Annotated in this window: 15 protein-coding genes; 2 read left to right on the top strand and 13 right to left on the bottom strand. The window is 39.1% G+C overall.

Going from position 1 to position 19,660, the window contains the following annotated elements; all coding sequences use genetic code 11:
• Window positions 1-2: 2 nt before the first annotated feature.
• The 7 genes from mnhG to ACFIMA_RS00800 all read right to left on the bottom strand — a co-directional run bounded on the left by mnhG (window position 3) and on the right by ACFIMA_RS00800 (window position 6,783).
• Window positions 3-413, bottom strand: a complete 411-nt coding sequence (gene mnhG, locus ACFIMA_RS00830) for a monovalent cation/H(+) antiporter subunit G (protein ID WP_375611317.1) — start codon at window positions 411-413, stop codon at window positions 3-5.
• Window positions 410-691 carry a K+/H+ antiporter subunit F gene (locus ACFIMA_RS00825; protein WP_375606068.1) on the bottom strand — a complete coding sequence of 94 codons (282 nt, stop codon included), beginning with the start codon at window positions 689-691 and terminating at the stop codon, window positions 410-412. Before ACFIMA_RS00825 ends, mnhG begins: the two co-directional genes overlap by 4 nt.
• Window positions 688-1,173, bottom strand: coding sequence for a Na+/H+ antiporter subunit E (locus ACFIMA_RS00820; protein ID WP_375611318.1), 486 nt, complete (start codon window positions 1,171-1,173; stop codon window positions 688-690). The genes ACFIMA_RS00825 and ACFIMA_RS00820 overlap by 4 nt, the downstream gene beginning before the upstream one ends.
• Window positions 1,170-2,792, bottom strand: coding sequence for a monovalent cation/H+ antiporter subunit D (locus ACFIMA_RS00815; protein ID WP_375632099.1), 1,623 nt, complete (start codon window positions 2,790-2,792; stop codon window positions 1,170-1,172). Before ACFIMA_RS00815 ends, ACFIMA_RS00820 begins: the two co-directional genes overlap by 4 nt.
• Window positions 2,792-3,133 (bottom strand): Na+/H+ antiporter subunit C, encoded by a 342-nt coding sequence (locus tag ACFIMA_RS00810; RefSeq protein ID WP_273790150.1) that lies wholly within the window; start codon window positions 3,131-3,133, stop codon window positions 2,792-2,794. Before ACFIMA_RS00810 ends, ACFIMA_RS00815 begins: the two co-directional genes overlap by 1 nt.
• A complete protein-coding gene (locus ACFIMA_RS00805; RefSeq protein ID WP_375692981.1) occupies window positions 3,133-6,054 on the bottom strand; it encodes a monovalent cation/H+ antiporter subunit A in 2,922 nt (973 codons plus the stop codon). The genes ACFIMA_RS00810 and ACFIMA_RS00805 overlap by 1 nt, the downstream gene beginning before the upstream one ends.
• 231 nt (window positions 6,055-6,285) lie before the next feature.
• A complete protein-coding gene (locus ACFIMA_RS00800; RefSeq protein ID WP_375677710.1) occupies window positions 6,286-6,783 on the bottom strand; it encodes a BA14K family protein in 498 nt (165 codons plus the stop codon).
• A 167-nt stretch (window positions 6,784-6,950) separates the two neighbouring features.
• Between ACFIMA_RS00800 and ACFIMA_RS00795 the strand changes: the two genes are divergently transcribed.
• Together ACFIMA_RS00795 and ACFIMA_RS00790 are read left to right on the top strand one after the other, a co-directional pair.
• Window positions 6,951-8,048 (top strand): carboxynorspermidine decarboxylase, encoded by a 1,098-nt coding sequence (locus tag ACFIMA_RS00795; protein WP_375620959.1) that lies wholly within the window; start codon window positions 6,951-6,953, stop codon window positions 8,046-8,048.
• A 54-nt stretch (window positions 8,049-8,102) separates the two neighbouring features.
• The gene (locus ACFIMA_RS00790; RefSeq protein ID WP_375692982.1) at window positions 8,103-9,341 is read left to right on the top strand and encodes a saccharopine dehydrogenase NADP-binding domain-containing protein; all 1,239 of its coding nucleotides are present in this window, start codon (window positions 8,103-8,105) and stop codon (window positions 9,339-9,341) included.
• A 1,139-nt stretch (window positions 9,342-10,480) separates the two neighbouring features.
• On the opposite strand, the gene lpdA is transcribed toward ACFIMA_RS00790, so the two are convergent.
• The 6 genes from lpdA to mdh all read right to left on the bottom strand — a co-directional run bounded on the left by lpdA (window position 10,481) and on the right by mdh (window position 19,479).
• On the bottom strand, window positions 10,481-11,887 hold the full coding sequence (gene lpdA / locus ACFIMA_RS00785) for a dihydrolipoyl dehydrogenase (protein ID WP_375652370.1): 1,407 nt from the start codon (window positions 11,885-11,887) through the stop codon (window positions 10,481-10,483).
• A 31-nt stretch (window positions 11,888-11,918) separates the two neighbouring features.
• Entirely contained in the window at window positions 11,919-13,130 is a 1,212-nt protein-coding gene (odhB, locus tag ACFIMA_RS00780) for a 2-oxoglutarate dehydrogenase complex dihydrolipoyllysine-residue succinyltransferase (protein ID WP_375632104.1), read from the bottom strand.
• A 32-nt stretch (window positions 13,131-13,162) separates the two neighbouring features.
• Window positions 13,163-16,162, bottom strand: coding sequence for a 2-oxoglutarate dehydrogenase E1 component (locus ACFIMA_RS00775; protein WP_375677709.1), 3,000 nt, complete (start codon window positions 16,160-16,162; stop codon window positions 13,163-13,165).
• Between the two features lie 163 nt (window positions 16,163-16,325).
• The gene (gene sucD / locus ACFIMA_RS00770; RefSeq protein WP_375612754.1) at window positions 16,326-17,228 is read right to left on the bottom strand and encodes a succinate--CoA ligase subunit alpha; all 903 of its coding nucleotides are present in this window, start codon (window positions 17,226-17,228) and stop codon (window positions 16,326-16,328) included.
• A 3-nt stretch (window positions 17,229-17,231) separates the two neighbouring features.
• Complete coding sequence (gene sucC / locus ACFIMA_RS00765) at window positions 17,232-18,428, bottom strand: ADP-forming succinate--CoA ligase subunit beta (RefSeq protein WP_375612755.1); 1,197 nt, start codon at window positions 18,426-18,428, stop codon at window positions 17,232-17,234.
• An 88-nt stretch (window positions 18,429-18,516) separates the two neighbouring features.
• On the bottom strand, window positions 18,517-19,479 hold the full coding sequence (mdh, locus tag ACFIMA_RS00760; RefSeq protein WP_375628541.1) for a malate dehydrogenase: 963 nt from the start codon (window positions 19,477-19,479) through the stop codon (window positions 18,517-18,519).
• Between the last annotated feature and the right edge of the window lie 181 nt (window positions 19,480-19,660).

Raw genomic sequence — 19,660 nt, 5'->3', positions numbered from 1 at the left:
TTTCAAGAACCGCGCTGGCTCTCATCTCGTGATGTTCCTTCTGATGTGGGTAGCTTTTCCTCCGTTTGGTGTAATAAAAGAGCCAGCGGTTTTTCTGATTGTTTTTCTGAATGATGTCGATAAGCTGCCGTATGTGAAAGCAACATAGAAGCTACCGGTGCTGTTAAAAACAAAAAAAACATCAGCAACACTTCATGAAAAACAAAATAATGGTCCACAAATATTGAATAAAGAAATGAAGAAATAAGAATACTACCAACGCCCCAACTCGTACATACTGAAAGCATATGCAAACGCTTATAAAAATTGGAAAAACGCACCAAACCTATCGTTGCGATCAATGTCAATCCAGACCCTAATATTAAGAAAACTGTGATAGCAATAGCAACCACAAGCGATATATCATCTTTCATTCAATAATCTCCCCCCGCATAAGAAATTTCGCCAAAGCGATGCTTGAGACAGATCCTAACAATCCAATAATGAGAGCTGCGACAAAATAAGTGGTTGTTCCTGAACGAATATCGAATGTAAGAAACAAAAGAATAGTGGTTATATAAAGGGCATCCAAACCAACAATTCTATCCTGCGCCCGTGGACCACGAATCAACCGAAACAGCGCGAAAATCACCGCTAAACTTAAAAAAAACTGTGAAAAGAAAAGCCCCCAATAAAGAATCACCATACTCATAAAAAAATCTCCAAAAGCAATTGCTCATACCGTTGTTTGATCAACTGTTTGTAATCATATCCATTTTTTAAATTTAAGACATGAAGCAAAAGTTCACCCTTTTTACTATTATAGGCAACCCAAGCAGTTCCAGGGGTTGCCGAAAGGATGCATGCTAAAATAGCCAAAGCAGTGCGATTATGAAGCAGAAGAGGTACTACAATAAAACCAGATTTCTGCACTCGAGACCTTTTTGTTAAAACAAACCAAGCCACCGAAACATTTGAGAATATAGAATCTATAAATACTCGAAAAACAAGACGAAAAACCGCACTCCAGCTTTTAATAACAACCTTCTCTGGCTCCAGAAGCCGTATCATCCAACCACAAAACAAAGCGGTTAAAATCCCTAAAAGCAATTGCCCTAAACTAAAACCATTTAAAATAAGCCACATAAGGACAATGACACCACTGAAAAAAGGGGAAGGACAAAAACAATTCATTTACTTATCTCCCTATTTTCGAGAGAAAAATCCGTTAAAACGCTCCCAATATAGTTTTGAGGTTCATACAAAGTCTTAGCAGTTTCAGACATATAATGACTAACAGGACTGGCTACAATTGTTATAAGAAAACACAAAGCAAGGAGAACGGCAATAGGCGCAAATTCTATCACTTGCACACGAGGAATACGCCCTTCAAGAGAAACCCAAAAAGTTCGGATACCCGTTCGTGTCAATGCAATCAAAGCCGCAAAACCAGAGAGAGTGACAAAAACTACAAAAAGCCAATCTTGGTAAACCGGAAGAGAAGTAGAAAAATCCTCTCTACTGTGGTTTAAAATTGCCATGAACATCATAAATTTAGCAACAAAACCAGAAAAAGGCGGCAATCCAATAATCAAAATGGCACAGATACCAAAACAAGCTCCAAGAATTGCCAAGGTTACTGGAAAATAGATGCCAACTTCATCTTCTTCCTCCTCTTCATCGTCACCATACACCTCCATTGTGACAGCAAGAACATTAGCAGCCACATCTTGACAGCGTTCTACCAACTCTACCAAAAGAAAAAAAGCTCCCAGTGCTAAAGTTGAAGAAACAATATAAAAAAGTGCGCCTGCTGTCAGTGCTGCATTGCCTATCCCGATCGCAGCCAACAATGTGCCAGAAGAGACAAGAACGCTATAAGCTGCCAAACGCACCAAAACTTGGCTCGCCAATACTCCAATAAAACCAATAATCATAGTGGCAAGCCCACCATAAAACAAAACCGTATGACCAAAATGGTTAAAATATTCACTTTCAGAACCAAACCATAGCAACGTTAAACGTAAAATAATATAAATACCAACCTTGCTCAAAAGTGCAAAAGAAGCTCCAACAGGCGCTGCTGCTGCACTGTAAGTTGGCACCAACCAAAAATTAAGCGGCCACATACCCGCTTTAAGCAAAAAAGCAATACCTAAAAGTGCAACACCTATTTCGAACAAAACAATATCTGTAGAAGATATATATTTTATTTTAACAGCCAAATCGGCCATATTAAGAGTACCAACGACTCCATAAATGAGCGCTATACCAACTAAAAAAAATAATGAAGCAACAAGATTAACCACAACATAATGCAACCCTGCACGCACGCGTGTCTGACCAGAACCATGCAAAGCAAGCCCATAGGAAGCCGTTAACATAACTTCAAAAAACACAAATAAATTAAATAAATCGCCAGTCAAAAAAGCACCATTTATCCCCACCATAAAAAATTGCATTAGTGACTGAAAATGAGAACCAGCTTTGTACCAATGAGCCCGCGCAAAAACCAACACGCTAGTCACCAACAAGCTGGAAAGTAAAAGCATCATAGCGCTTAAGCGATCAAGGACTAAAACAATTCCAAAAGAAGACGGCCAATTACCAAGTCGATAAACATCGCAAGCCGGTGCTATTTCAAGAGTACGTATAATCAATAAAATGGCAGTAACGACCAACAGTCCCGCAGAAGAAAGACTGATGAATGATTTAAGTCTTGCACGACGTTCATCATAAAAAAGAAGAAGTGCTCCAGTGATTAACGGCAAAAGAATAGGCAAAATAAGGAGATGATGCACTCCTATTTCCATTATTGCACCTCACGTCCATCAACGTGATCAGAACCCGTTAAACCACGTGAAACCAACAAGATAACTAAAAATAAAGCTGTTGTTGCAAAACCAATCACAATCGCAGTTAAAACCAAGGCTTGTGGAAGAGGATCGACATAATTAGCTGGATTAATAACAGTGGTAGGATCAACAATTGGAGCAGCATTACTACGCGGTCTACTCATTGAAAATATAAAAAGATTAACACCATAGGAGATCAAGGACAAACCAAGAATGACTTGAAAAGTACGTGGACGCAAAACAAGCCAAATACCTGATCCGACAAAAACACCGATACCCAAAGAAAGAACAATTTCCATTAATTTTCCTTCTCTTTTAAAATAGGTTTCTTACCGATTCGGTAACTCCGAATTGACTGGTGTGCAAGTGCAATTAAAATGAGAACAGTTGCTCCTAACACAAGAGAAAGCACACCAAAATCAAACAAAAAAGCAGATGCCATGGGAACTTTCCCAATTAACGGAAGATGAATATATCGAAAAAAGGATGTTAAAAAAGGATATCCAAAAAACCAAGAGCCCATCCCCGTTACGACTGACAATAATAAACCAAAGCCTATCCAACGCAAAGGTAAAACTCTCAAATGCGTTTCCACCCACCGAATATCGCGTGCAAGATATTGTAAAATAAATCCTATAGCCAAAGTAATACCACCGACAAATCCACCTCCTGGCAGATCATGCCCTCGCATTAATAAATAAATAGCAAAAGCGATAATAATTGGAAAGAGCCAACCCATAATAACAGCAGGAACAGCTAAATAATTCAATACTGTATCTCCCACATTTCGATTAGGCTGTGCTATATCAAAGGCTTTCTGGATACGTTGTTGAAAAGGCGCATCAATACTCTCAGGCGCAGGACGAAAACGTCGTAAGAGTGCAAAAACAGTAAGGGAAACAACACCCAAAACCACAATTTCTCCCATGGTATCAAAACCACGGAAATCAACCAATAACACATTCACAACATTGCGACCACCAGCATCTGAGTAAGCATGCGTTAGAAAAAAATCAGAAATCGTTGTACCTTGGGGACGTGTCATCACTGCAAAAGAAAGCCATGCTACACCAGCACCTCCTACAAAGGATATGATGAAATCACGGAAACGACGCAAGCGAACCCAAAAATGAACAGCAGCTGGCCCAGGGTCATGCAAACGTTTAGGCAACCACCGTAAACCAAGCAATAATAAAACGACTGTAACAACCTCAACAACCAATTGTGTTATTGCTAAATCAGGAGCAGAAAGCCATAAAAAGGTTGCACAAGTCATCAAACCAGCTCCCCCTAAAAGCATAAGTGAAGCAAGACGATGAAACTTTGCTCGCCAAGCAACTAAAAGCGCACATAATCCGCCAACCAGCCAAAGAGCGAGAAAAGGAATATCAAGTGGAAAAAGCGGTAATGTCCCCACTGGAATGAAACCATCGCACCAAAGTAAAAGACCAACAAAGGCAAAACAGACCCAAAAAATCCAATGCAATTGGATCTGCAAACGGCGTGTTGACAAAGCAGACTCCACCGCACGGGCCCATTTCCAAGAAATAATTACGAGAATGCGTTCAAAAATACGCGGTCCTTTTAAGTGACGGAAAAAAGGAGCCCCATCATCACAGGATAAAAAATAACGATGCCCAACAGCATAGAGCAATCCGCCCCCTAATAATGCAACAAAGCTCATCACTAATGGAGTGTTAAACCCATGCCAAACAGCCAAACTATAAGGAATTGTCATTGGTCCTAAAACAGACACGACCGCATTATCTAAAATAGGTCCTATTGTTAAATTAGGAAAAATACCAACCGCTAAACAAATAAACACCAAAAGCTCCATTGGTAAACGCATGAAATGCGGTGGTTCATGGGGAGTCTTGGGTAAATTGTCAGGCTTTGGTCCTAAAAAAACGCCATGAATAAAGCGTATAGAATAGGTCACACTAAACAGACTAGCTAGCGTTGCCACATAAGGCGCAATCCAATCGAGCCATGATTCCATATGCGTTTCAACAGCTTCAGCAAAAAACATCTCTTTCGATAAAAAACCATTCAACAAAGGAACCCCAGCCATCGCTGCACTCGCAACTAAAGCAAGAGTTGCTGTGATAGGCATAGAACGATAAAGCCCTGACAGTTTACGCATATCACGTGTTCCCGTCTCGTGATCAATAATGCCAGCAGCCATAAATAAAGAAGCTTTAAAAGTAGCATGATTGGCCATATGAAAGATCGCCGCAACACAAGCAAGTGGACTACCAAGACTTAAAAGTGTTGTAATTAATCCAAGATGACTAATAGTCGAGTAAGCAAGCAGTCCTTTCAAGTCTTGCTGAAACATGGAAAAATAGGCACCTAGAAGAAGAGTTGAGAGTCCTGAAAAGCCAACCAGCCAAAACCAAGATTCTGTTCCAGAGAGCACAGGCCATAAACGAACAAGCAAAAACAATCCCGCTTTTACCATTGTTGCCGAATGCAAATAAGCCGATACGGGAGTTGGAGCAGCCATCGCGTTAGGTAGCCAAAAATGAAAGGGAAATTGCGCGCTTTTTGTTAACCCTCCCAATAAAATACAAATAAGGATAGGACTATAAAGAGAACTTGACCGGATCATATCTCCAGACTGTAGCACCTTATCCAAATCAAAACTGCCAACAGTATACCCAATCAATAAAACTCCAATAAAAAGAGCAAAGCCGCCAAAACCTGTGATCGTTAGAGCCATACGCGCACCCTCACGCGCACTTGCATTATGGTACCAATAGCCGATCAGCAAAAAAGAAAAAATACTGGTGAGTTCCCAGAAAACAACCAAAAAGATGAGATTACCTGATAAAACTATTCCTATCATTGATCCCATAAAGGCCAAAAAAAAGGAAAAAAAACGCGGTACAGAATCCGCTGGATCTATGTAATAACGTGAATAAATGACAACAAGCAGCCCAATCCCTGTAATAAGCAAGCAAAAAAGCCATGACAAACCATCTATGCGGAGAATCAAATCGCTTCCCCATTCTGGAAGCCAAGAAATATCTAAACGCACTATGTGGTTTCCGCGAACTTCCGGATAAAGCATTATTGTAAAAATAAGACAGAAAAGTGCGACGACCCCAGCAAACCACGCTTCATTATTTTTTGCTGTCGAACGAAAAAAGCCAATGACAGCACTTCCACCAAAGGGAAGCAAAACGAGCAATACCAACATTGCTTCCCGTGTTGTCATTCTTTAAACTCCATTTTACCTTAATATTTTGTCATCGACAAAACAAAAACTTATATTCTCACCCCCCATTCCACACTTAATGATAATAAGATTTAATAAAACTTAAAAGCATTTAAATTTTTTTAAAAAAAACAATGCTTGCATGAAAATACTGCGCACCACACAAGTCTTCTCTTTATTGTAAGAACAATAACGCTCACGACAAGAAGCAATTAAAATTTTATTTAATTTCTATCCTTTAAAAAAGCGTGATAAACACTGCCTACGCCCCCCATGAAAAGGCTGAAAACTATTATCATTTTTATTATAAGAGCGATAACGCACACGGCAAGATTCAATATGTTGTTTAAGCATCCATGGCTCTTTTTTTTCTAATTTTTCCGAAGAAGACGTTAAAAACACTTTTTTAGCATCTGGTACAACTTTTAATGATGCGCCTTTTGTGCTTAAATGCGGTGATGTAACAAATGCCACTTCAGGATACCACCAATTATCACTGTATTTACGATAACCACGCCGATAATGACGATAACCTTTGAAACCATTAAGTTCTCTACGCCCCGTAAAAATCAGAGGCACCGAACTATCTTGGACAGAAGTCTGAGTAACCAGTTTGGCTTTAGCGTCACTTCTATTTTGCCCCCAATTAACAAGAGTGGTTGTTATGATGAAAAAACTGCTAACAAATACAAAAGCTAAAGCATAATATAATTTTTTTTTCATACTCATAACAAAAAACTCAACATAATAAACAACAGTAATTACAGAAAGCCTTTCTCTTGCTGGACAGAAACAGATTCTTTTCTTAAGATTCTTTTTTCTTGAGACATTCTGTTACTCTTTGTACTAAACGTTGATCTTGGCAATAAGATCCTACAAAAAAGAATGAATAAATGATGATAAAAACCCCCTACTATCTTATAGACAAATCGAAACTCATCAAAAACATGCAAACAATTTCTCGTTTACGGGAAATGTCCGGAGCTAAAATTTTACTTGCTTTAAAATGTTTTGCCACATGGAGTGTTTTTGATTTAATGTCTGAGTTCATGGATGGAACCACATCATCATCCCTTTATGAACTACGTTTAGGAAGAGAAAAATTTGGCAAAGAAACCCATGCTTATTCAGTGGCTTGGGCAGATGATGAAATTGATGAAGCCTGTGGTTATGCAGATAAAATCATCTTTAATTCCATCCAACAGCTTCAACGCTTTTCTGATGCAACAAAAACCATTCAAAGAGGTTTAAGGTTAAACCCAGGAATGAGCGCATCAAATTTTGATCTTGCCAACCCCTCACGCCCTTTTAGCCGCTTAGGAGAAACAAACCAAAGCGCTATCAAAGAAGTTCTGCCTCTTATCAACGGATTGATGATCCATAACAATTGTGAAAATGCTGACTTTAATCTTTTTAACCAAATGCTTGGGTATATGGAAGAAAAATTTGCAGAACTTTTTTCTGCTGTTGACTGGATAAGCCTTGGCGGCGGAATCCATTTTACGGCTGAAAATTATCCTCTAGAAGCTTTCGCAAAACGCTTAAAACAATTTTCTAAAACTCATGGTGTCACTCTTTTTCTAGAACCAGGAGAAGCTGCTATTACCAAAAGCACCACACTGGAAGTAAGCGTTCTTGACACATTGTATAATGAAAAAAACCTTGCCATCGTTGATAGCTCCATTGAAGCTCATATGCTTGATCTTCTCATTTATCGTGAAAATGCTAAATTAGAACCCAATCAAGGTCCACACGAAATTATGATTTGTGGAAAGTCTTGTCTTGCCGGCGATATTTTTGGAACATTTCAATTTCAAAAACCTCTTAAAATAGGCGATAGACTGTCTTTTCAGGATGCAGCAGGTTATACAATGGTCAAGAAAAACTGGTTTAATGGCGTTACAATGCCTGCTATTGTTCTCAAAGAGTGCGATGGTACATTAACACTTCAACGCCAATTCAGCTATAACGACTATCAGGAAAGCCTTTCATAAAGATAAACCATAAAAAACGTCATACAACAGTATTAAAAAGGAGATGGACCTACAATGAAAAAAAATGTTCTCATTATTGGTGCCGGAGGTGTTGCACAAGTTGTTGCGCATAAATGCGCTCAAAACAACGATATTCTTGGTGAAATTCATATTGCTTCACGAACACTCAAAAAATGTGAGGCCATCATTGCTTCTATTAAAGAAAAAAACACAATGAAAGAACAGGGTGTTCTCAAAAGCCATTCGCTCAATGCCATGAATGTAGAAGAAACTATAAAGCTCATCCAAAAGACCAAATGCGAAATTGTCATTAATGTTGGTTCTGCCTTTCTTAATATGTCTGTTCTTTCAGCTTGTATTGAAACCAAATGCGCTTATATCGATACCGCAATTCATGAAGACCCATTGAAAATTTGTGAAACACCTCCTTGGTATGGCAATTATGAATGGCCTCGACGTCAAGAATGTGAAAAAGCTGGTATAACCGCTATTTTAGGAGCAGGTTTTGACCCAGGTGTAGTGAATGCTTATGCAGCATTAGCGCGCGATGATTATTTTGATAAAATCACAGATATTGATATTATTGATATTAATGCCGGAAATCATGGACGTTGGTTTGCTACAAATTTTGATCCAGAAATTAACTTCCGTGAATTTACAGGACAAGTATGGTCATGGCAAAATAAAAAATGGACTTCCAATAAAATGTTTGAAATCAGCCATGAATGGGATCTTCCCGTTGTGGGAAAACAAAAAGCCTATATGACAGGACATGATGAAATTCATTCACTTTCCAAAAATCTTGATGTAGAGAATGTCCGTTTCTGGATGGGATTTGGTGATCGTTATATCACTGTTTTTACGGTTCTAAAAAATCTTGGTCTCTTATCTGAACAGCCCATTAAGACAGCAGAAGGACAAGAAGTCGTGCCCTTGAAAGTCGTAAAGGCCGTCTTACCCGACCCTTCCTCTCTCGCCCCAGACTACACAGGAAAAACCTGTATTGGAGATCTTATTAAAGGCGAAAAAGATGGAAAACCGAGAGAAATTTTTATCTATAATATAGCCGATCACAAACAAGCTTTTCATGAAACTGGGGCACAAGGCATTTCCTATACGGCTGGCGTACCAGCAGCGGCAACAGCTCTTCTTATTGCCACAGGTGAATGGGATGTTAAAACTATGGTCAATGTGGAAGAATTACCACCCCACCCTTTCCTTAAATATCTTGATCATATGGGGCTTCCCACTTTTATAAGAGAACAACAAGAGGATAAAAAATTACAATTTTAATACCTATAGAAAGCATATGCTTGATTTTTTAAGTTATCACAAAACTGCCCAATGAAAACAAACTTAATATTCTCGTGTAATTATGGTTTTCAAAAAAATTTTAGCTATTCGTTATATTTTGGCAACATTGCGATTTCTTAACAACCCTAAAGAAGAGACATAGCATCTTTTTAAGACATAGCGAGCAATGATCAAGAAAAACAGAGAAGAAAAAACTAATTTAATCACACTGTATAACTTGTCATTATCATCAAAAAGATAGTGTCATAAACAAAAGATATAAAAATACCGCTCTTTTAAAGAAGAGCGGTATTTTGTAGAATATTCAATTCCTCGCCTCTTCATCTTAAATGACAAAGATCCTTAACCTACACCAATCATTAAACAATTCAATTTCTTTGAGTGAATTCCTTTTGACTTCCCTCTTCATATATAACGCTTTGATTTATAACAATAAATCATCATTTTCAACTTGATTCATAACGCTGAATACTGTAAAATTCTCTTAATCACAAACTCTCTCACATTGAAGTAATTAAAATCTTTTGTCTGCACATCACAAACAAAACGAGCGTGTGAGGTAAAATGATAAAAGCACAGAATAAAAATTCTCTTATGAAAACTCTCAAATAATAAAGAGCTTTAGCAATATTGAGAACTGAAAAAGTGTATTATAATGCCAGCGTGTACTTTTACTAAACATAAAGATGATGGTGCACAATAGGTCTTATAACAGTTTGAATGAATTTCATATATTTCAAGAGGAACTTTTACAGCTATACCATTCACGAACACCCTCGCGAAGTAGATTTGGGCACTTTGAGAGATGTTTTCTTAACACAAAGCACGCAGATAGGCTCAGAATCCTATCTTAAATATTTTATAACAGTATAAAAACTACCCCATATATAAAACTTTACATAGACTAAACACCACCGCTCTAAACGATAGTGCACAACAGAATAATCAATCAAAACTGCACAACAGATATCTAAAACAGTAATTATCGAAAAGCATACAACAAATGGAACATTTCAATACAATTGGTTATATTTTTTTAAAGTTTTAAAATGTTGTTGCATGCTTCACTAATATTTTCTGCCTCATGTGCCTTTTAAAATGTACTTTTTAAAAGCTTTTTAAATATGAAGTGGTTTAGCAAATGTTGCCAAAGCTGCCTCACGCACGGCTTCTGATAAGGTAGGATGTGCATGGCAACAACGTCCCAGATCTTCTGATGAACCACCAAATTCCATTAAAACTGCAATTTCATGGATCATTTCACCAGCACCAAATCCAAGAATATGCCCCCCTAATACCCGATCTGTTTTTTTATCAGAAAGGATTTTAACGAACCCATCACTCTTTTGCATTGCACGTGCACGACCATTGGCCATAAAAGGAAATTTGCCAACATTATATTCAATACCAGCAGTTTTTAGCTCTTCTTCTGTCCTTCCTACACTCGCAATTTCCGGCTGTGTATAAACAACACTAGGAATAACATCAAAATTAACATGCCCTTTTTGACCTGCCAAAATTTCTGCCACAGCAACGCCTTCTTCCTCTGCTTTATGTGCTAGCATTGGTCCTTTTACGACATCACCAATCGCATAAATTCCTGGAACATTCGTCTGCCAATGAGCATCAATTGCAATAAATCCGCGTTCATCTAACTGAACACCAGCCTCTTGTAATCCAAGCCCCTCTGTATAAGGAGAACGTCCAGTAGCAATAAGCACAACATCAGCCTCTAAAGTTTCAGATTCACCACCTTTGACAGATTCAAAGCTCACCTGAGCAGTTGAGCCAGATTGTGTAACAGCTGTTACCTTTGCACCCGTTTTATATTCAATCCCCTGTTTTTCCATTAATTTCTGAAATTGCCGTGAAACTTCACCATCCATTGAGCCCAAAACTTTATTAAGATACTCAATAATGGTCACCTTAGCACCTAAACGGCTCCAAACTGATCCAAGTTCTGAGCCAATGACACCAGCACCTACTACAATCATATGCGTTGGTACTTTTTCAAGTGAAAGAGCTCCCGTAGAAGAAACAATAGTCTTTTCATCAATTTCAACATTCACCCCTGGAATGCCTGAACTCTCTGAACCGGTAGCAATAATAATATTTTTTGTTTCAATTGTTTGTTTATTACCATCTCTGGCAACAACTTCCACATGACCCGCATTCAAAATTTTGGCTGTCCCAAAAAAAGTATCAACTTTATTTTTTTTCATCAAAAAAGAAACACCACTCGTATTGGCTGTCACCACAGCTTTCTTATGAACCATCATTTGTTCAAGATTAAGCTTAGATTTACCAATAGAAATACCAAGCGTTTCAAAACCATGCTGGGTTTCAGAAAACACTTCTGAAGCATGCAACAACGCTTTAGAAGGAATACAACCAACGTTGAGACATGTTCCTCCTAATGTTGTACGCTTTTCAATAATTGCTACTTTAAGTCCCAGTTGCGCCGCTTTTATTGCTGCTACATAACCACCTGGTCCCGCTCCGATCACAGCCACATCATAAGACATCCGTTTCTCCTTTCATCCTGAAAACTGTATTTTACAAATCAAGAACAAGGCGTTCCGGATCTTCTAAGCTTTCCTTAACACGCACAAGGAAAGTCACAGCTTCTTGCCCATCCACAATACGGTGATCATAAGAAAGCGCTAAATACATCATGGGGCGGATCACAACTTGACCCTCAACAACCATTGCTCGCTCTTTAATCGCATGCATTCCCAAAATACCAGATTGTGGTGCATTCAAAATCGGTGTTGACATCAACGATCCATACACACCACCATTGGTAATGGTAAAAGTTCCGCCCTGCATATCAGAAACGGCTAATTTTCCATCACGCGCAAGACGCCCCAAACGACCAATCTCTTTTTCAATCTCTGCCAATGACATTTGATCTGCATCTCGCACCACTGGAACAACAAGCCCTTTATCCGTTCCAACAGCAATTCCAACATTGACATAGTTTTTGTAAACAATATCTGTCCCATCAATCTCTGCATTAACAGCAGGAAGTTCTTTTAATGCATGACAAACAGCCTTGGTAAAAAAACCCATAAAACCAAGCTTAACACCATGTTTCTTTTCAAAAAGATCCTTATAACGCTTGCGCAAATCCATCACCGCTGACATATCAACCTCATTAAATGTGGTTAACATTGCTGCTACATTTTGTGCATCTTTAAGACGGCGAGCAATTGTTTGACGCAATTTCGTCATACGAACCCGCTCTTCACGTGTTTCTTGGACAGGAGGTGCCGAAGAACTCGTCGCAGAAGAAGAGGGTGTAGGAGCATTTGTACTTTGTTTTAATCCATCAAGAACATCTTCTTTAAGAATTTGTCCACGTTTTCCAGAACCTGAAATATCGCTTTTTGCAACATTATTTTCAGCCATCAATTTTGCTGCTGAAGGAGAAGGAGGCATTGCACTGCTCAAAGCAGGCTTCTCCGATTCAGATGAAGCCGCTGGAACAAGTGTAGCAGAAGGTGAAAGTGATTGGGAAATACCAGCTTCTCCAGCTTTCACCACTCCTAAAAGAGCATTTACTTCAACCGTATCGCCTTCTTTTGCAATGATTTCAGATAATTTCCCAGCAACAGGAGAAGGAACTTCAACGGTTACCTTATCAGTTTCTAATTCAACCAAAGGCTCATCCATAGCGACAGCTTCGCCAAGTTTTTTAAACCATTTGCCAACCGTTGCTTCGGTAACCGATTCGCCCAAAGTAGGAACACGAATTTCAGTAGTCATAATATTTTTCCATACATCAGAGTAGTAATAAATTAAGAACCTAACGCGTCTTTAAGAAACGCAGCCAGTTGTTCAAGGTGTTTCACCATTAACCCAGAGGCCGGTGACGCACTCGCAGGACGTCCTGCATAACGAGCACGTGAATATTGCGCATTAATATGCGTCAAAACCCATTCCAAATAAGGCTCAATAAATGACCAAGCCCCCATGTTTTTTGGTTCCTCTTGGCACCAAAAAACTTCCGCCTGCAAAAAGCGCGATAATACATTCACCAAAACTTTTGCAGGAAAAGGATAAAGCTGTTCAACACGAAGGAGGTAAACATCATCAATACCCCTTTTTTCACGTTCTTCATAAAGGTCGTAATAAACCTTACCAGTACAAAGAACGACACGGCGAATCTTATTATCTTTTTGCAACTTAATGACAGAATCTTTGAGACATTCTGCATCATCAAGCAACACACGACAAAAACTTGTTTCTGGCCCCATTTCATTGAGAAAAGAAACAGCTCGCTTATGACGTAAAAGTGATTTCGGTGTCATCAAAATCAATGGCTTCCGGAAATCACGCTTAATTTGTCGACGCAAAATATGAAAATAATTTGCAGGGGTTGTACAATTAGCAACCTGCATATTATCTTCCGCACAAAGTTGAAGAAACCGTTCTAAACGTGCAGAAGAATGCTCCGGCCCTTGCCCTTCAAAACCATGAGGCAATAAACACACAAGACCAGACATACGAAGCCACTTACGCTCTGCGGATGAAATAAATTGATCAAAAATGACCTGTGCACCATTAGAGAAATCACCAAATTGTGCTTCCCAAAGTGTTAATCCTCGTGGTTCAGCAAGAGAATATCCATATTCAAAACCAAGAACAGCTTCTTCAGAAAGCATAGAATTAACAACGTCATAAAGCGCTTGCCCCTTTTGTAAATGATTCAAAGGAATATAACGCGCCTCATTTTCCTGGTCATAAAGAACGGAATGACGTTGTGAAAAAGTTCCCCGCTCAACATCTTCACCGGAAAGACGAACCGGTGCACCTTCCAAACAAAGTGAACCAAAAGCTAAAGCTTCAGCGGTTGCCCAGTCAACACCCTCACCGGTTTCAAAAATTTTAGCACGATTATTTAAAAAACGTTGAATGGTTTTGTGAACGTGAAAATTCGCCGGAATTTCAACAATTTTCTGACCAATTTCCTTTAAAGTTTTTAATTCAACACCGGTTGCTCTAGAATGCTGCTCATCAGAACTACTAAAAGCTTTGAGTCCCGTCCAGCTTCCATCAAGCCAATCAGCCTTATTAGGTTTATAAGAAGCACTTGCTTCAAGTTCACCTTCAAGCTTATCGCGCCATAATTTTTTTTGTTGCTCAATTTCTTCTGAAGTAACCATTCCTTCTGCTACCAATCGGTCACTATAAAGTTGAAGTGTTGTTTTATGATTACGTATTGCTTTATACATAAGCGGCTGCGTAAAGGAAGGTTCATCACCTTCATTATGCCCATAACGGCGATAACAAAACATATCAATAACCACTGGTTTATGGAAAATTTGGCGAAACTCTGTTGCTATTTTGGCAACAAAAACAACTGCCTCAGGATCATCACCATTCACATGGAAAATTGGTGCGTCAATCATTTTTGCGACATCTGATGGATAAGGCGAAGAACGTGAAAAACGTGGAGATGTTGTAAAACCAATCTGGTTATTGATAATAACATGAAGTGAGCCTGCAACACGATAACCTTTAAGACCTGAAAGACCAAAAGTTTCTTGGATAACGCCTTGTCCTGCAAAAGCGGCATCACCATGAATAAGCAATGGCATCACTTTTGAACGCTCACTTAATGGGAGTAAATCAGTATGCGCAGGTCCCATAAGTTGATCTTGTTTAGCACGTGCTTTTCCCATAACAACCGGATCAACAATCTCAAGATGAGATGGATTCGCCAACAGTGATAAATGAACTTTTTTACCATCAAAGTCCAGATCAGCGGTAGTTCCCAAATGATATTTGACATCACCGGATCCCTCCACATCATCAGGCTTGTAAGATCCCCCTTTGAATTCATGAAAAATAGCCCTATGCGGTTTGGCAAGAACTTGTGAAAGAACATTTAAACGACCACGATGTGCCATTCCTAAAATAACTTCCCTAACCCCCAAAGCACTACCACATTTGATAATCTGTTCAAGAGCGGGAATCAGCGCCTCACCACCATCGAGTCCAAAACGCTTTGTACCTTTATATTTAGTGTCTAAAAACTGTTCGAATCCCTCTGCCTGAATAAGCTTATTCAGAATAGCTTTCTTGTCTTGTTGTGTGAAAGAATTTTTTTTATCTCGCCCTTCAATGCGTTCTTGAAGCCATACTTTCTGAACCGGATCAGAAACATGCATATATTCCACACCGATTGTTGAACAATAGGTACGATTGAGAATCTCAAGCATTTGCGGAATAGTTGCATATTCCAACCCTAAAACATTATCAATAAAAATGAGACGCTCGTAATCAGCTGGAGTAAAACCATAAGCTTCTGGAGAAAGTTCCTTGTAATCTTCTTGTTTTTCAGCCAATTGAAGAGGGTCAAGTTGCGCATGAAGATGTCCCCGTTCTCGAAACGCACGAATCATCATAATTGCATGAACGGAATCACGTGTTGCACGAATAATATCTTGTTCACTGGAAGTTTTTCCCTTTTGTGCAGCACCTGTTATTGCTTTTTCCTTTAATTTATCGCCAAAATATTTTTCAAGAGAAGACCAATCACCATCAAGAGCAGAAATCAATTCACCCTCTGCTTTTAATGGCCAATGATCACGCTGCCATGTTGCTCCTTCAGCATTTTTAAGAACATCTTCTTTATTATCATGAAGTCCTTCAAAAAAAGCACGCCACTGTGAATCAACACTGGTAGGATCTTTTTCATATTGAGCATAAAGTTGATCTATATAATCCGCATTCCCACCATAAAGAAATGATGTCTGTGCAAAAAGGCTATTTATTTCGTCCTGCCTTGCCATATACTTCTCCGGAACATTTATTCCGTCTCCTTATATCTCTTTTTGACCTTTAAATGCTTACAAACAAGCAGTGATTCGAACATTCAAAAAAGTTTTACCTTTTTATACTCAAGCTTTTTCACCTGAATCTAAGAACCTTTTCTTATTCAGGTGAAACTTTCTTTTAGCCTTTCAAAACTGACATCAAAGTCTTACCTATCTGTGATGGCGAAGAAGATACACGAATCCCTGCTGATTCCATTGCCGCAATTTTATCTTCTGCTCCACCTTTACCACCAGAAATAACAGCACCAGCATGTCCCATTGTACGTCCTGGAGGAGCCGTACGGCCAGCAATAAAGCCAACAACTGGCTTTTTACGACCTTTTCTTGCTTCATCTTGCAAAAACTGTGCTGCTTCTTCTTCAGCAGAACCACCAATCTCACCAATCATAACAATAGACTCGGTTTCATCATCCGCTAAAAACATTTCCAACACATCAATAAATTCAGTGCCCTTAACAGGATCGCCACCAATCCCTATAGCAGTTGTTTGTCCGAGACCTTCCTGACTCGTTTGAAAAACGGCTTCATAAGTTAAAGTTCCCGACCTCGAGACAACCCCAACAGAACCTTTTCTAAAAATAGAACCAGGCATAATACCAATTTTACATTCATTTGGAGTAAGAATACCGGGACAATTAGGACCAATAAGACGAGACTTTGAGTTTTCTAATCGCGCCTTCACTTTAACCATATCCATAACGGGAATACCTTCCGTAATACAGATAATTAAACGAACTTCAGCTTCTATAGCCTCTATAATAGCTGCCGCAGCCCCTGCAGGAGGAACATAAATAACGGAAGCATCTGCACCTGTTTTTTCTTTTGCTTCTGCAACATTAGCGAAAATAGGAAGAGTTTCGCCTTTTGAACCTTCCCATGTTTCTCCACCCTTTTTAGGATTAACGCCACCAACCATTTGCGTACCATGATAAGCAAGCGCCTGTTCTGTATGAAATGTTCCTGTTTTTCCTGTAAGCCCTTGAACGAGAACTTTTGTCTCTTTATTCACAAGAATTGACATAGCTTAAGCTCCCTTCACGGCTGCAACAATTTTTTGGGCAGCATCATCTAAATCATCAGCAGGAATAACATTCAAACCACTCTCATTGATAATTGCTTTACCTTGCTCAACATTAGTACCTTCAAGACGAACAACCAAGGGAACCTTTAAACCAACCTCACGAACAGCAGCAACCACACCTTCAGCAATGACATCACAACGCATAATACCACCAAAAATGTTAACCAAAATGCCCTTAACATTTGGATCGGCCGTAATAATTTTAAAAGCAGCTGTCACCTTTTCTTTTGATGCTCCACCACCAACATCCAAAAAATTCGCTGGCTCTGCTCCATAAAGCTTAATGATATCCATTGTTGCCATAGCAAGCCCAGCACCATTAACCATGCAACCAATCGTACCCTCAAGAGCAACATAAGCAAGATCATGCTTTGATGCTTCTATTTCCTTTGGATCTTCTTCTGAAAGATCGCGCAATTCTAAAATATCTGGATGACGAAACAGAGCATTATTATCAAAAGAAACTTTCGCATCAAGAACACGCAAGTGACCATCTTTCATCACAATAAGCGGATTGATTTCTAAAAGGCTCATATCTTTTTCACAAAATGCCTTATAGAGAATCGGAAAAAGCTTTTCACCATCTTCTCGCGCACTACTTTGTAGTTTCAACGCATCACAAAGTCTTGCACAATCAGCAGAAGTAACACCCTCTACAGCATCAATGGGAAGCGTGAATATTTTTTCTGGTGTCTCTTCAGCAACCGTTTCAATATCCATTCCACCTTCTGTTGAAACAACAAAAGCAATTCGACCAACGCTACGATCAACCAAAAGTGAAAGATAAAGCTCCCGTTCAATATCGGCACCATCTTCAATATAAAGGCGGTTGACCTGCTTACCCTCTGGACCAGTTTGTTTGGTTACCAAAGTTTTTCCAAGCATTTCTTGAACATTTGCAACAACTTCTTCAACAGATTGTGCAAGCCGAACACCACCCTTTGCATCAGGACCAAGTTCTTTAAACTTACCCTTACCACGACCACCAGCGTGTATCTGACTTTTAACCACATAGAGAGGTCCGGGCAATTTTTCCGCCCATTTTTCAGCTTGCTCTACAGAATAAACAGCGACACCATTTGCAATTGGTGCTCCATATTCATGAAGCAGACGTTTGGCCTGATACTCATGGATATTCATGCATTTGTCCTTTTCTTTTATGGATCTTATTAATCCTAAAGTTTTAATATTCTAAATACTTATTTTAATGAATTAAATCTTGTTCAATTTACTTGAGACTAGGTACAAGAGCAATACAAGCTTCACAAAGCTTTTTAACCGCATTTACTGAATGATCAAAAGCACCTCTTTCTTCTTTATCAAGATCAATTTCAATGACTCGTTCAACACCACCTGCACCAAGTACAACAGGTACCCCAACATAGGTATCATTAACCCCATATTCTCCTGAAAGATAAGCTGCAACAGGCACAACACGCTTAGTATCCTTTAGGTAGGCCTCAGCCATAGAAACAGCAGAAGCTGCTGGTGCATAATAAGCAGAACCTGTTTTTAACAAACCAACAATTTCTGCACCGCCATCACGGGTACGCTGGATAATTTGATCAATTCTTCCCTGTGTTGTCCAGCCCATCTTTATAAGATCAGGCAAAGAAATACCACCAACCGTTGAATAACGCACGAGAGGAACCATTGTATCACCGTGGCCCCCTAAAACAAACGCTGTCACATCTTTAATAGAGACCTTAAATTCCTCAGATAAGAAATGACGAAAACGCGCTGAATCAAGAACACCAGCCATACCAACCACTTTATGTGTAGGGAGACCTGAAAATTTCTGCAATGCCCACACCATCGCATCAAGGGGATTGGTAATACAAATAACAAACGCTGAAGAAGCGTATTTTTTAATTCCAGCTCCAACTTGTTCCATAACCTTTAAATTAATGCCCAAAAGTTCATCACGACTCATACCAGGTTTTCGCGCAACGCCTGCTGTTACAATAACAACATCAGCACCTTCAATTGCTTCATAAGCATTAGCACCTTTTAGACTGATATCAAAACCATCAACAGGAGAAGATTCGGCTATATCTAGAGCCTTACCTTGTGGCACACCTTCTGTAATATCAAATAAGACCACATCAGCAAGCTCTTTAAGCCCAATAATATGTGCTAAAGTACCACCAATCATACCTGAACCAATGAGAGCTATTTTTTTCCGTGCCATTTTATTTTTCCTAACTTTTAGATAATTCAGCGCACACCCAATCAACGTCCGTATACTGAATATTCTTGACTTCAACCATATTCAAACAATATCATAAAAAGGAGTAAAGAAATGAAATTTACAAATTTATCTCCTTACAGAAACAACAACCCTCCGCTGAAACAACTATTAGAAAATTATC

Origin of the sequence: Bartonella sp. AP88HLJMH (assembly GCF_042195605.1) — a bacterium.
In the GTDB taxonomy this organism is placed as follows: Bacteria; Pseudomonadota; Alphaproteobacteria; order Rhizobiales; family Rhizobiaceae; genus Bartonella.
This window is presented reverse-complemented; position numbering and strand designations above follow the sequence as displayed.

What these genes read in the sequence shown, in the direction of transcription:
- mnhG (WP_375611317.1), bottom strand. Translation starts at nt 413, where the DNA reads ATGAAAGATGATATATCGCTTGTGGTTGCTATTGCTATCACAGTTTTC.
- ACFIMA_RS00825 (WP_375606068.1), bottom strand. Translation starts at nt 691, where the DNA reads ATGAGTATGGTGATTCTTTATTGGGGGCTTTTCTTTTCACAGTTTTTT.
- ACFIMA_RS00820 (WP_375611318.1), bottom strand. Translation starts at nt 1,173, where the DNA reads ATGAATTGTTTTTGTCCTTCCCCTTTTTTCAGTGGTGTCATTGTCCTT.
- ACFIMA_RS00815 (WP_375632099.1), bottom strand. Translation starts at nt 2,792, where the DNA reads ATGGAAATAGGAGTGCATCATCTCCTTATTTTGCCTATTCTTTTGCCG.
- ACFIMA_RS00810 (WP_273790150.1), bottom strand. Translation starts at nt 3,133, where the DNA reads ATGGAAATTGTTCTTTCTTTGGGTATCGGTGTTTTTGTCGGATCAGGT.
- ACFIMA_RS00805 (WP_375692981.1), bottom strand. Translation starts at nt 6,054, where the DNA reads ATGACAACACGGGAAGCAATGTTGGTATTGCTCGTTTTGCTTCCCTTT.
- ACFIMA_RS00800 (WP_375677710.1), bottom strand. Translation starts at nt 6,783, where the DNA reads ATGAGTATGAAAAAAAAATTATATTATGCTTTAGCTTTTGTATTTGTT.
- ACFIMA_RS00795 (WP_375620959.1), top strand. Translation starts at nt 6,951, where the DNA reads ATGATAAAAACCCCCTACTATCTTATAGACAAATCGAAACTCATCAAA.
- ACFIMA_RS00790 (WP_375692982.1), top strand. Translation starts at nt 8,103, where the DNA reads ATGAAAAAAAATGTTCTCATTATTGGTGCCGGAGGTGTTGCACAAGTT.
- lpdA (WP_375652370.1), bottom strand. Translation starts at nt 11,887, where the DNA reads ATGTCTTATGATGTGGCTGTGATCGGAGCGGGACCAGGTGGTTATGTA.
- odhB (WP_375632104.1), bottom strand. Translation starts at nt 13,130, where the DNA reads ATGACTACTGAAATTCGTGTTCCTACTTTGGGCGAATCGGTTACCGAA.
- ACFIMA_RS00775 (WP_375677709.1), bottom strand. Translation starts at nt 16,162, where the DNA reads ATGGCAAGGCAGGACGAAATAAATAGCCTTTTTGCACAGACATCATTT.
- sucD (WP_375612754.1), bottom strand. Translation starts at nt 17,228, where the DNA reads ATGTCAATTCTTGTGAATAAAGAGACAAAAGTTCTCGTTCAAGGGCTT.
- sucC (WP_375612755.1), bottom strand. Translation starts at nt 18,428, where the DNA reads ATGAATATCCATGAGTATCAGGCCAAACGTCTGCTTCATGAATATGGA.
- mdh (WP_375628541.1), bottom strand. Translation starts at nt 19,479, where the DNA reads ATGGCACGGAAAAAAATAGCTCTCATTGGTTCAGGTATGATTGGTGGT.